The organism is Streptomyces sp. MS191 (assembly GCF_008042125.1).
Lineage (GTDB): Bacteria > Actinomycetota > Actinomycetes > Streptomycetales > Streptomycetaceae > Streptomyces.
Genome location: NZ_RDBI01000040.1, coordinates 2,165,487 through 2,177,418 on the forward strand (window position 1 = coordinate 2,165,487; position 11,932 = coordinate 2,177,418).

An 11,932-nucleotide genomic window follows, 5' to 3' on the forward strand; every position below is an offset into this window, starting at 1 on the left:
CGCGCCCCCGCCCGTGCACCGATGCGCCCCACATGCAGGATCGATGCTCCACACCGCTCTTCGTCCCGCCCGTAACCCCAGGTGGCGGCGGGAGTTGAGTTCACCGTGGAAGAGACGATCGGAGTCACGGAGGCCGCGCAGATCCCCCAGCAGCGAGGGGAGCTGCTGCTGGACAGCGCCGTGCGGTACGCGGAAGAGCGGCACTGGGACGTGTTCCCCGGCACCTGGCTGGAGGCGATCGAGGGCGGGGAGCGTTGCTCCTGCGGTGCCGACGCCTGCGTGGCACCCGGCGCCCACCCGGCCAGGCCCGACTGGTCGACCCAGGCCACCGGCAGCGCGGTCGGGGCGCGGCGCATGTGGTCGAAGCACCCCAAGGCGTCGATCCTGCTGCCCACCGGCCGCACCTTCGACGCGATCGACGTACCGGAGTCGGCGGGCTTCCTGGCGCTGGCGCGCATGGAGCGCATGGAGCTGACCCTCGGCCCGGTGACCTGCACCCCCGACCGCCGGATGCTCTTCTTCGTGCTGCCGGGCGCCGCCACCAAGGTGCCCGACCTGGTCCGCAAGCTCGGCTGGGCCCCGGCCTCGATCGACCTGATCACGCGCGGAGAGGGCCACTACGTGGCGGCGCCGCCCACCCGGGTCGGCGGGATCGGCGCGGTGCAGTGGGCACGGCGGCCCACCCCGGCGAACCGCTGGCTGCCGGACGCGGAGGAGCTGATCAGCCCGCTCGCCTACGCCTGCGGCCGGGAGGCGGCCGCCGAACGGGCGCGTCAGTCGTGACCCTTTCCCCCTGAAGCCGCCGCCGTAAGGTTGGCCCCGTCGCGTACGGGGACGACCGAAGGGTTGACGGATCATGCCTGACCAGGCATTTGACGGAGTGTTCGAACAGGCGGGCCACGCGCCGGAGGACGGCGCGGTGCCCGCGGTCCGGGTCGAGGGGCTGTGGAAGCGCTTCGGCCCGCAGATCGCGGTGAACGGGATCGACCTCGTCCTGCCCGCGGGGAAGTTCATCGGGCTCGTGGGGCCCAACGGCGCCGGCAAGACGACCACCCTGTCCATGATCACCGGGCTGCTGCGCCCGGATCACGGACGCATCCTCGTGGCCGGCCACGACGTGTGGCGCGACCCCGAGTCGGTGGCCGAGGTCAAGGCCCGGATCGGCATCCTGCCCGAGGGCCTGAGACTCTTCGAGCGCCTCTCGGGCCGCGAACTCCTCGCGTACACCGGGCGGCTGCGGGGGCTGCCCGGTGCCGAGGTCGACAAGCGGGCCGCCCAGCTGCTCGACGTACTGGACCTGGCCGGCTCGCAGAACAAGCTGGTCGTGGACTACTCGACCGGCATGCGCAAGAAGATCGGGCTGGCGGCGGCGCTGCTGCACAACCCCGAAGTCCTCTTCCTCGACGAGCCGTTCGAGGGCGTGGACCCGGTGTCCGCGCAGACCATCCGGGGCGTCCTCGAGCGGTACACCGGCTCGGGCGCGACCGTCGTCTTCTCCAGCCACGTGATGGAGCTGGTGGAGTCGTTGTGCGACTGGGTCGCGGTGATGGCCGCCGGCCGGATCCGGGCGCAGGGCACGCTCGCGGACGTGCGGGGCGACGCGCCGTCGCTGCAGGCCGCGTTCCTCGAACTGGTCGGCGCGCAGGGGCGGCAAACCGGGGAGTCCCTGGACTGGCTGGGCGGTTCCGCCCGATGAAGACCGCCACTTCCGCCTCCCCCGCTCCGGCGGCCGAGGCTCCGTCCCTGACCTCGGTGTTCGTACGGCTCAAGCTGGCGTTGCTGCGCAACGGGCTGCGCCAGTCAGCGGGCCGGACCGTCGCCTACGTCACCTCGATCGTGGTGGCGGCCGTCTTCGCGGCGGGGATGGTGCTCGCCTTCGTGCTGCTGCGCGGGAACGAGGACGCGGCCTCGGTCGCCGTGCCGATGACGGCGGTGCTCGCGCTCGCGTGGACCGTGATGCCGCTGTTCGTGCCGAGCGGCGACGAGACGCTCGACCCCTCGCGACTGGTGATGCTGCCGCTGCGGCCCCGGCCACTGGTGCGGGCGCTGCTGGTCGCCTCACTGGTGGGGATCGGCCCGCTCTTCACCGTCTGCATGGCGCTGGGCGCGGCCCTCGCGCCGGCCCGGGGCGCGGCCGGGATCGTGGTCGCGGTGCTGGCCGTGCCCCTGGTGACGCTGGTGTGCGTGGCGCTGTCACGAGCGGTCGCGGCGGCCAACGTGCGGCTCCTGACCTCGCGCAAGGGCCGGGACCTGGCGGTGCTGAGCGGCCTGGTCATCGCGGTCGGCATCCAGCTGGTGAACTTCGGCGCCCAACGGCTCAGCCGGGCCGGCGGGCTGTCCGCGCTCGAACCGGCCGCCGAGCTGACGGGCTGGCTGCCGCCCGCCTCCGCCGTCGCCGCGGTGGACGCGGCGAGCGCGGGCGACTACCCGTCGGCCGTGGCCCGGCTGCTGCTGACGGTGGCCGCGCTGGGGGCGCTGCTGTTCTGGTGGCAGCGGAGCCTGGTGAAGCTGATGACGACGCCGGACGGCTCGACGATCGGTGCGGCCGGCGAGGCGTCGACGAAGGACAGGGTCGGCGGCGGACTGCTGAACCGGCTCCTGCCCGGCGGGCGTACCGGCACGGTGATGGAGCGCAGCCTGCGTTACATCTGGCGTGATCCGAAGACGAAGGCCGCGTGGATCACCTCCCTGGCGATCGGCCTGATCGTCCCGATGGTCAACGCCCTCCAGGGCACCGGCTCGATCTACTTCGCCTGCTTCGCCTCCGGCATGCTCGGCATCCAGATGTACAACCAGTTCGGGCAGGACACCTCGGCGTTCTGGATGGTCGCGCAGACCATCTCGACGACGGCGGACGCGTACGCCGAACTGCGGGCGCGGGCGCTGGCCCTGCTGACGATCACCCTGCCGTACACGGCCCTGGTGACGGCGGCGACGGCGGCGGTCCTCGGCGACTGGCAGGCGCTGCCGCAGGCACTCGGCCTGGCCTTCGCACTGCTCGGCGCCATGCTGGCGACGGGCGCGGTGGCGTCGGCGAGCTTCCCGTACTCGATCCCGCAGGACAGCGCCTACAAGAACGTCGCGCCGGGGCAGGCCGGGCTGGCCTGGATCTCGATCCTCGGCGGGATGCTGGCGGCGGCGGTGCTGTGCGCCCCGGTGATCGGCGCGACGATCTTCCTCCACCTCACGGACCGGGAATCGCTGCTCTGGATCCTCCTCCCGGGCGGCACGGCGTACGGGGCTCTGATCGCCTGGGCGGGCCTGCGGATGGCGGCGCCCCGGACGGCGCGGCGGCTGCCGGAGATCCTCGCGGCGGTGAGCAAGGGCTGAGGGCCGTCCCTCGGGGAGCGTCCGCGCGCGGACGAGGAGGGCGGGACCGGACGGGATACGTCCGGACCCGCCCTCCTCGCGTCTCCCGATCCGTGGATTCCTGGGGCGCGCCGGCCCTTCGGACTGGGGTCTTCCGGCCGACCCGGCCCTCGCCGGGATACTCCAAGACCGAACCAATTCAGAGTCTTCGCAGCTCAGCGGGTCGTTCGGGCTTGTACCACTGACCGGTTTCGGCATCGCGGGCCCGTTCCCGCGCCTCGGCGCACCCTCTCCCAGCTGCCCGAACGACCAATCGGTCGGGTGCTCCCCGGGGCCCACGGCCGGAAAGCGGCGAGCGATGTGCGATCACCCTCCGCATCAGCAAGACTCCCGTCCGCAATCGCACGTCACCCGCACACACATCCGAAGGAGACATACCCGTGCGTTACCTCCGCGGCTCATCCGTCGCCACCGCCCTCGCCACCGTCACCGGCCTCGCCCTCCTGGGCACGGCCGGAGCCGGCCTCGCCCAGGCCGCCCCGGCCGCTCCCGCGAGCCTGTACCCGCCGTCGGCACTCGTGCTCACGGTCGGCAAGGGCGAGGACGCCGCGACGGCCACGGTCGAGAGGGCGGTGACCCTGAACTGCAGCCCGCGCCCCAGCGGCACCCACCCCGCGCCCGCCGCCGCCTGCAAGGAGCTGGCCGGGGTCGGCGGTGACCTCGCGCAGCTGAGCGTGATGTGGGGCGACAGCCCCTGTACGCGCCAGTGGGACCCCGTGACGGTCACCGGCGACGGTGTCTGGCAGGGCCGGCGGGTCAGTTGGTCCGCCACGTACGCCAACAGTTGCGAGATGCACGCCGGGATCGCGCGGAACAGCGTGTTCGCGTTCTGATCCGCGACCGCGACCAGGGAGGCCGGGCCCCGAGGGGCCCGGCCTTCCCCGCGTCCGGGCGGGGCCGGGTCAGGACGTGAGGACGCCGTTGAGGAAGGGTTCGACGGCCTCGCGCCACGCGGTGGCGTGCTCGGCCTCGTAGTGGAGGAGGTGACCGGCGTCCGGCACCTCGGCGTAGGCCCCGCGGGGCAGTACCCGGACCATCTCCTGGGCCTCGGCGCGGCCCAGTTCGCCGTCCAGACCCCGGACGACGAGGGTGGGGCAGCGGACCTGGGCGAGCGAGTCCCAGTGGGCGTCGTGGACCCAGGTCTCGCGGGAGGTGAGCATCTGGGCGGGGTCGAAGACCGGCCGCCAGCCGTCGGCGTGCTCGGTCATCACCTCGGCGAAGAACTCGCCGCGGGCGGGGTGGGGCCGCTCGACCCAGGGGTCGTCCTCGCCGAACCACTTCCGCACCGCGTCGAGGGAGGCGAAGGGGAGGGGCCAGCGGCGGAACCAGTCCTGCCACTCCCGCTGGGAGGCGGCCCCGAGGGCGGAGGCCCGCATGTCGCAGATGACCAGGGCGCGGACGAGGTCGGGGCGCTCGGCGGCGAGCTGCCAGGCGGTGAGGGCGCCCATGGAGTGGCCGACGAGGGTGACCGGTCCGAGGTCGAGCCGCTCGACGGCGGCCACCGCGTCGGCGACGTACGCCTCGCGCGTGAACGGGCCGGCGGAGGGCTTGTCGCTGCGGCCGTGACCGCGCTGATCGAGGGCGACGGTCCGATGGCGTTCGGCGAGCCAGCGAGCGGTGGGCGCCCAGTGGGAGGCGCGCCCCATCAGACCGTGGAGCAGTAAGACGCCCGAGGCGTCCCCCTGCACACGCTCTTCCCTGAACTCCCAGGCAGCCAGGCGTACGCCGTCGGCTCCGGTGACGTCGATACGTCGCATGTTCCCTGGCACCCCCTTCTTTCCATCGAGCGTGTCGAGCCCCGCCAGACTATCGAACCTGTATTCGAAAATGGGGGTCTGCCACGCAACACCCCTCGTTCGAGTGACGGTGCTCAAGGATTGGCGCGCGTCGCCGAGGGGAGATGTTCAGCGGGAGGCGGGCCGCTCGGGGAAAACGGTCCGCAGGGAATGACCCTGGGAGCTCGGGGCTCCGGGTCAGCACAGGGGAGGACAGGCCCCGGCGCCCATGGGCGCCGGGGCCCTCTGTCGTTCGGCGCACCGCCCTCATCGCACCCTCCCCGGCACGTCCGGCTCCGCTCCCGTGTCACCAGCGTGGCACGCCGCGCGTTCGGCCGTGGTGATTCCGACGTAAAACGGGCCGGGCGGTTGACCGCGCGGGGCAGCCCTGTTCGGTAAGCCGAACGCCCGCCCGGCGAACCCCCGGAAAGGGGTCGGCCGGACGGGCGTGGAAACGGGCACGGCCCCGGACACGCGTCGGCTCGCCGCCGTGCGACGAGCCCGAACGACCGGGGAGGGATCCTGGCCGCGCCGGCCAGGACAGGACCTACTGCTTGGCGACGAAGACGTGCGCGGCGACCTCGGCCTCCAGCTCGGCGGCCTCGCCGCTGCTGCCGACCAGGACACCGCCCGGAGACTCCGTCACGCTGACGACGGAGCCGGGCTGCACGCCCGCCCGACGCAGCGTGTACATCAGCTGGGCGTCCGTCTGGATCGGCTCGCCGATCCGGCGGACGATCACCGTCTTGCCCTCGTTGCCCGCGTCCAGGTCCGCCAGCGACACCATGGAGTCGTCCAGGAAGGACTCCGCCTCGGCCTTCTCGCCCAGCTCCTCCAGACCCGGGATCGGGTTGCCGTACGGCGACTCCGTCGGGTGCCGCAGCAGCTCCAGCACGCGGCGCTCGACGGCCTCGCTCATCACGTGCTCCCAGCGGCACGCCTCGGCGTGGACCTGCTCCCACTCCAGGCCGATGACGTCCACGAGCAGGCACTCGGCGAGCCGGTGCTTGCGCATCACGCGCGTCGCCAGCCGCCGGCCCTCGTCCGTCAGCTCCAGGTGCCGGTCGCCCGCGACGGTCACCAGACCGTCCCGTTCCATGCGGGCGACCGTCTGGCTCACGGTGGGACCGCTCTGGTCCAGCCGCTCCGCGATCCGGGCACGCATCGGGACCACACCTTCTTCCTCGAGCTCGAGGATGGTGCGGAGATACATCTCCGTTGTGTCGATCAGTCCGGACATACGTGCCCCTCGATGAGTTGTGCGCTGGCCCTGCACCAATTCTGACGCATCCCGCCGACAACCGTGCCGCGCCGGGGTGAGGCGGTATTGACAGAGCAATGGTCCAGACCGCACCGTGATCCGCGACACGACGACAAGGAGCTTCTGGAATGGGCGACGGCGCGCGCGAGAGCAAGCTGGCCGGACAGTTCTTCGACGCCGCGATCGGCCTGCTCCAGCGGGTGCGCGACGAGGACTCCGGGGAGATCGCCGCCGCCGGTGCCGCGATCGCCGAGACCGTCGCCGCGGGCGGCCGGCTCTTCGCCTTCGGCGCCGGCCACTCCTCGCTGGCCGCCCAGGACGTGGTCTACCGGGCCGGCGGACTCGCCCTGATGAACCTGCTGGTCGTGCCCGGCGTCGTCGGTGTGGACGTGATGCCCGCGACCCTCGGCTCGGCGCTGGAGCGGGTGGACGGCCTCGCGAGCGCGGTCCTGGACTCCTCCCCCGCGTCGGCGGGCGACGTGCTCGTCATCATCTCCCTCTCGGGCCGCAACGCCCTGCCGGTCGAGATGGCCATGAACGCCCGGGCGCTCGGCCTGAAGGTGATCGGCGTGACGTCGGTGGCGTACGCGACCGAGACGAAGTCCCGGCACGTCTCGGGGACGTACCTGAAGGACCACTGCGACGTCGTCCTCGACTCCCGGATCGCCGTCGGCGACGCCGAACTCACCCACGAGGGCATCGAAGCCCCCTTCACCCCCGCCTCGACGGTCGTCACCAGCGCCCTGATGCAGGCCATGATGGCCGCCGCGGCCGAGGAGCTCGTCCGCCTGGGCGTCGAGCCGCCGCTGCTGCGCTCGGGGAACGTGGACGGCGGGCACGAGTGGAACGGGCGCGTGATGACGGAGTACCGCGACCGGATCTTCTACCGCCACTGAGCGGCCGCCGTCGGCACGGACGGCCCGCCCCGCGACCGCGACCCGCCCGCGGACGGAACTCCCTTGACCTTCCTTCACCCCCGGATGAAGCATGGGCCGCGTCCGAACCGACCGGCGAACGAACGGGGTTGAGGAACATGGCGAAGACGGCACGGAGAACGGCCGGCCTGGTGGCCGTGACGGCGGCGGCGCTCGGACTGGGAGCCGCGGTGGCGAGCCCGGCGCAGGCGGCGGCCTCGGACTACGTCGCCTCCTACCGCTACCTGTCGGACTGCCAGCGGACCGGCGCGATGTACGTGCACTACAACGGGGCGCACTCGTACTACTGCTCCGGCAACTACGCCGTGGGCTACTCGCTGTACGTGCAGTACCAGGTGTGACGCGCGGCGGGCGCCCTCAGGCCCCGGGGCCGGGGGCGCCCGTCGGGTCCTTCCCCGCCAGGTCCAGGGAGGCCGCGACCCGGACCGCCACGGTCTCCGCGTAGACCGCGTCCGGGCGTTCGAAGGCGGGGCGGGAGGCCGAGCGGAGCAGGGTCAGCACCCCGACCGTACGGCCCCGGCTGCGCAACGGCATGCACAGGGCGTGGACGGCGTCGCGCGGCCACCGGCGTTCTCCGGCCCAGTCCTCGGCGGCCTTCGCGTCCCCCGTCGAAGCGGAGCAACGGACCGGCCCCAGGCGGTTCACGGCCTGCAGGGCGGGATGCCCGGCGGCGTAGCGCAGCGGGATCCCGCCGCCCGCGACCGGCGCGACCGGGCCCGGCGCCCCCGCCGGGGTGGCCGCCACCCGGAACAGCCGCTCCGAGCCCGCCGTCACGTCCACGAGCGCGTGGTCCGCGAAGCCCGCCAGGGCGAAGTCCAGCAGCACCGTGGCCGCCTCCATCGGGTCCTCGCACTCGGCCGCCGCCGCGCCCGCGCGGTGCAGCTGGCTGTAGCGGAAGCGCAGCCGGTCCGCCTCCTGCTCGGCCAGCCGCTCCTCCGTCACGTCCTGGAAGAGCCAGCCCACACCCAGCGGCACCGGCTCCTCCGCGAGCGGGGAGGCGAGCCGCAGGAAGCCGCTCCGCCAGCACCGCCGGCGCTCGCCCTGCGCGGTCCGCAGGGTCACCCACACTTCGGACAGCGCCCGCGGCGCCCCCTCCGCGAGGACGTGCTGGAGCGCGCCCTCCAGGTCCTCCACGCCCTGGACGACCAGCTCGCCGAGCGGTCGGCCCAGCAGCGCCGTGCGCCCGACGCCCATCACCCGGGCCGCGTGGGCGTTGACCACGGCCGGCCGCAGATCGACGTCGACGAGGACGACACCCCAGGACGCGTCCTCGAACAACGCCTCGCTCAGCGCGATCGACCGCTCCAGGTCGATCTGCGCGTGCACCTCGCTGAAGGCGCAGTACACCCCGGCCGGGGAGCCGTCGGGCCCCCGCACGCCGGCCGACTGCGTCCGCACGAGGACCCGGCCGCCGTCCTTGCGCAGCAGCGCGAACTCGTGCACCTGGCGCCCCGGGGCCCCCATCGCCCCCATGAGCCGCGCGAGTGCCTGTTCCGCGTCGGCCGGGCGTGCCGCCCAGCCGTCGAATCCGTGCCGCCCCACGGCCTCCCCGGCCGACCAGCCGAGGATCCGCTCGGCCTCACGGTTCCAGTGGGTGACGTGCCCGCCGGCGTCCAGCGCGCAGAGCGCCGCGTCCATCCCGTCCAGCAGGGCGGCCAGCAGATCCGCCCCGGGCCCGGGCCCGTCGGCCGCCCGTCGCGCGGTCTCGCTCGTGGAAGCACTCATCCCGGACCCCCTGGCAGGACGGTGTACGCGCGTGCATCCGCACGCCCCCGGCAATTCAACTGGAACGTGACCCAGGACACACCCGGTTCGGGGAAATCGTTGCACCGCGGAAACGAACCGGTCCGGGCGGGATCCGGACGCCTCCGTCGGACGGGTTCGAAGCCGTCCCGTAAATCGCTTGAGCCCGCGCGCCCGGCTTCCTAGGGTGGATGCACACGCTGAAAGGAGGTGATCCGAAAACATGGTTTCTTTTCGGACTCGTGAGGTGACTGCGGGCTAAGGCCTGCCGTCGCACTCTGTGCACCTCGGCAGGCCTTCTGCCGACATCAACGCAGTCACCCGACCCGTGGGCCGCCGGTAAGTCCGGCCGGCTTCCGTCCGAACTCGAGCGGACGGGACCAGGCCCACGGGTCGTCTGCGTCCACGGCGCGCCACCCCGCGCACGGACGCCGCCGGGACGACCGGCCCCCACGATCACCTCCTTTCAGCGTGTGCATCCACCCTAGGAAGCCGGGCGCGCGGGCTCAAGCGATTTACGGGACGGCTTCGAACCCGTCCGACGGAGGCGTCCGGATCCCGCCCGCCGCCCGGCATCAGGGCGACAGACGCTCCACCCGCCACTCCGCCGCGCCCGCGCCGTCTCCGGCTTCGCCGACCCGCGCGTACCGCAGCCGGTCGTGCAGCCGGTTCTCGTGGCCCTGCCAGAACTCCACCGTCTCCGGCACGACCCGGAAACCGCCCCATTCCGGAGGCACCGGCACCTGCTCGCGGTCCGGGTAGCGCGCGGCGAGTTCCTCGTAGCGCGCCAGCAGCTCCTCGCGCGACGCGATGACCGACGACTGGTGGCTGGCCCAGGCGCCGAGCTGCGAGCCGTGCGGGCGCGTCCGGAAGTACGCGGCCGTCTCGTCACGGCCGGTGCGGACGGCCCGGCCGGTGACGATGACCTGTCGGGCCAGCGGATGCCAGGGGAAGAGCAGCGAGACGTACGGGTTGGCCGTCAGCTCGGCGCCCTTGCGGGAGAGGTAGTTGGTGTAGAAGACGAACCCGTCCTCGTCGTAGTGCTTGAGCAGCACCGTGCGGGAGGAGGGGCGGCCGTCGGGGGTCGCCGTCGAGACGACCATCGCGTTCGGCTCGTGGATCGCCGGACTGTCGGCCGTCTCCTTGAACCAGCGCGCGAACTGTTCGACGGGTGCGGGGGCGAGGTCGCCCACCGTCAGCTGAGGGGTGCGGTACTGCTCGCGCATGTCGGCGGGATCGAGAGCGTCGGTCACGGACATCATCCTGCCGCAGAGGCGCAGTCTGCCCGGCACCGCCCGACGGTAATCCTCCGTCGCCGGATCGGCGCAGTGTGCCGGATGTCACGCTTCCCCGCATCATCGGAACCGTACAGACTCTTCCGCTGGACGACTGTTACTTCCCGACCAACACCCGGATGATTGATCATCGATAGAGGAGCCGCCTGATGTCCGACTTCGTACCCGGACTCGAAGGAGTCATCGCGTTCGAAACGGAGATCGCCGAACCGGACAAGGAGGGCGGCGCGCTCCGGTACCGCGGCGTCGACATCGAGGATCTGGTCGGCCACGTCTCCTTCGGCAACGTCTGGGGCCTGCTCGTCGACGGCGCCTTCGACCCCGGCCTGCCGGCCGCCGAGCCCTTCCCCATCCCGGTGCACTCCGGTGACATCCGCGTCGACGTCCAGTCCGCGCTCGCCATGCTCGCCCCGGTCTGGGGCCTCAAGCCGCTCCTCGACATCGACGCCGAGCAGGCCCGCGACGACCTCGCCCGGGCCGCCGTCATGGCCCTGTCGTACGTCGCCCAGTCCGCGCGCGGCCAGGGCCTGCCCATGGTCCCGCAGAGCGAGATCGACAAGGCCGAGTCGGTCGTCGAACGGTTCATGATCCGCTGGCGCGGCGAGCCCGACCCCCGGCACGTCAAGGCCGTCGACGCGTACTGGACGTCCGCGGCCGAGCACGGCATGAACGCCTCCACCTTCACCGCCCGCGTCATCGCCTCCACCGGCGCCGACGTCGCCGCGGCGCTCTCGGGCGCGGTGGGCGCCATGTCCGGACCGCTGCACGGCGGTGCGCCGTCCCGCGTCCTCGGCATGATCGAGGAGATCGAGCGGACCGGCGACGCCGTGGCCTACGTGAAGAAGGCCCTCGACAAGGGCGAGCGCCTGATGGGCTTCGGCCACCGCGTCTACCGCGCGGAGGACCCGCGCGCCCGCGTGCTGCGCCGCACCGCCAAGGAGCTGGACGCGCCGCGCTACGAGGTGGCGGCGGCACTGGAGAAGGCCGCGCTGGAGGAGCTGCACGCCCGCCGCCCGGACCGGGTCCTGGCGACGAACGTGGAGTTCTGGGCGGCGATCATGCTGGACTTCGCCGAGGTCCCGGCGCACATGTTCACCTCGATGTTCACCTGCGCCCGCACGGCCGGCTGGTCGGCGCACATCCTGGAGCAGAAGCGCACGGGCCGCCTGGTGCGCCCCTCCGCCCGCTACACCGGCCCGAGCCGGCGCGACCCGCACGACATCGACGGATACGCCGACCTCGCCTCCTTCGCGGGCTAGGGCGTGTTGCGAAAGTCCCGCCTGCCCCACGACGCCTGGCACGCCCGCTCGCTGCGTTGTCGGGATCGCCCGAGTACACCCAGTACGAGGGCGACCCTCCGCCTTGCGATCGCACGCACCAGACGCCGCGGGGCCCGCCCTCCGGGCGGACGGCGCTACTTTCGCAACACCCCCTAAAGGGTGTTGCAGAAGGTCGGGCTTTGGCAGGCCAAAGTGGCTTCTGGTCTGCTGTTTTACCGTGTCATGGCGAGGTTGTGCATGGTGGCTACGGCCTGGACGGCGTGGTGGAGGCCGT

At 72.7% G+C, this 11,932-nt stretch carries 11 protein-coding genes; 7 read left to right on the forward strand and 4 right to left on the reverse strand.

Annotated features, from left to right (window positions below; translation table 11 throughout):
* Positions 1 to 105: 105 nt before the first annotated feature.
* From EAO71_RS16855 to EAO71_RS16870, 4 genes are all read left to right on the forward strand, one after another.
* Complete coding sequence (locus tag EAO71_RS16855) at positions 106 to 783, forward strand: bifunctional DNA primase/polymerase (RefSeq protein WP_147978478.1); 678 nt, start codon at positions 106 to 108, stop codon at positions 781 to 783.
* 73 nt (positions 784 to 856) lie between these two features.
* Positions 857 to 1,696: an ABC transporter ATP-binding protein gene (locus tag EAO71_RS16860; RefSeq protein WP_147978479.1), complete on the forward strand. Its 840-nt coding sequence runs from the start codon at positions 857 to 859 to the stop codon at positions 1,694 to 1,696.
* The gene (locus EAO71_RS16865; RefSeq protein ID WP_147978480.1) at positions 1,693 to 3,330 is read left to right on the forward strand and encodes a transporter; all 1,638 of its coding nucleotides are present in this window, start codon (positions 1,693 to 1,695) and stop codon (positions 3,328 to 3,330) included. The genes EAO71_RS16860 and EAO71_RS16865 overlap by 4 nt, the downstream gene beginning before the upstream one ends.
* Before the next feature lie 419 nt (positions 3,331 to 3,749).
* A complete protein-coding gene (locus EAO71_RS16870; RefSeq protein ID WP_147978481.1) occupies positions 3,750 to 4,202 on the forward strand; it encodes a subtilase-type protease inhibitor in 453 nt (150 codons plus the stop codon).
* 69 nt (positions 4,203 to 4,271) lie between these two features.
* Here the strand turns inward: EAO71_RS16870 and EAO71_RS16875 are convergent, their stop codons facing one another.
* Complete coding sequence (locus EAO71_RS16875) at positions 4,272 to 5,126, reverse strand: alpha/beta fold hydrolase (RefSeq protein WP_147978482.1); 855 nt, start codon at positions 5,124 to 5,126, stop codon at positions 4,272 to 4,274.
* A gap of 565 nt (positions 5,127 to 5,691) precedes the next feature.
* Positions 5,692 to 6,384 (reverse strand): metal-dependent transcriptional regulator, encoded by a 693-nt coding sequence (locus EAO71_RS16880; RefSeq protein WP_147978483.1) that lies wholly within the window; start codon positions 6,382 to 6,384, stop codon positions 5,692 to 5,694.
* 149 nt (positions 6,385 to 6,533) lie between these two features.
* Between EAO71_RS16880 and EAO71_RS16885 the strand changes: the two genes are divergently transcribed.
* Together EAO71_RS16885 and EAO71_RS16890 are read left to right on the forward strand one after the other, a co-directional pair.
* A complete protein-coding gene (locus tag EAO71_RS16885) occupies positions 6,534 to 7,301 on the forward strand; it encodes an SIS domain-containing protein (protein ID WP_147978484.1) in 768 nt (255 codons plus the stop codon).
* Between the two features lie 137 nt (positions 7,302 to 7,438).
* Positions 7,439 to 7,681, forward strand: coding sequence for a hypothetical protein (locus tag EAO71_RS16890; RefSeq protein ID WP_147978485.1), 243 nt, complete (start codon positions 7,439 to 7,441; stop codon positions 7,679 to 7,681).
* 16 nt (positions 7,682 to 7,697) lie between these two features.
* On the opposite strand, the gene EAO71_RS16895 is transcribed toward EAO71_RS16890, so the two are convergent.
* Together EAO71_RS16895 and pdxH are read right to left on the reverse strand one after the other, a co-directional pair.
* Positions 7,698 to 9,065: a PAS domain-containing protein gene (locus EAO71_RS16895; RefSeq protein WP_147978486.1), complete on the reverse strand. Its 1,368-nt coding sequence runs from the start codon at positions 9,063 to 9,065 to the stop codon at positions 7,698 to 7,700.
* Positions 9,066 to 9,658: 593 nt separating this feature from the next.
* A complete protein-coding gene (gene pdxH, locus EAO71_RS16900; RefSeq protein ID WP_187282753.1) occupies positions 9,659 to 10,309 on the reverse strand; it encodes a pyridoxamine 5'-phosphate oxidase in 651 nt (216 codons plus the stop codon).
* 218 nt (positions 10,310 to 10,527) lie between these two features.
* Between pdxH and EAO71_RS16905 the strand changes: the two genes are divergently transcribed.
* Positions 10,528 to 11,637: a citrate synthase 2 gene (locus tag EAO71_RS16905; protein WP_147978488.1), complete on the forward strand. Its 1,110-nt coding sequence runs from the start codon at positions 10,528 to 10,530 to the stop codon at positions 11,635 to 11,637.
* Positions 11,638 to 11,932: the final 295 nt, after the last annotated feature.

Coding starts and splice junctions, on each gene's coding strand:
- EAO71_RS16860 (WP_147978479.1), top strand. CDS start 857: ATGCCTGACCAGGCATTTGACGGAGTGTTCGAACAGGCGGGCCACGCG.
- EAO71_RS16865 (WP_147978480.1), top strand. CDS start 1,693: ATGAAGACCGCCACTTCCGCCTCCCCCGCTCCGGCGGCCGAGGCTCCG.
- EAO71_RS16875 (WP_147978482.1), bottom strand. CDS start 5,126: ATGCGACGTATCGACGTCACCGGAGCCGACGGCGTACGCCTGGCTGCC.
- EAO71_RS16880 (WP_147978483.1), bottom strand. CDS start 6,384: ATGTCCGGACTGATCGACACAACGGAGATGTATCTCCGCACCATCCTC.
- EAO71_RS16885 (WP_147978484.1), top strand. CDS start 6,534: ATGGGCGACGGCGCGCGCGAGAGCAAGCTGGCCGGACAGTTCTTCGAC.
- EAO71_RS16890 (WP_147978485.1), top strand. CDS start 7,439: ATGGCGAAGACGGCACGGAGAACGGCCGGCCTGGTGGCCGTGACGGCG.
- EAO71_RS16895 (WP_147978486.1), bottom strand. CDS start 9,065: ATGAGTGCTTCCACGAGCGAGACCGCGCGACGGGCGGCCGACGGGCCC.
- pdxH (WP_187282753.1), bottom strand. CDS start 10,309: ATGCGCGAGCAGTACCGCACCCCTCAGCTGACGGTGGGCGACCTCGCC.
- EAO71_RS16905 (WP_147978488.1), top strand. CDS start 10,528: ATGTCCGACTTCGTACCCGGACTCGAAGGAGTCATCGCGTTCGAAACG.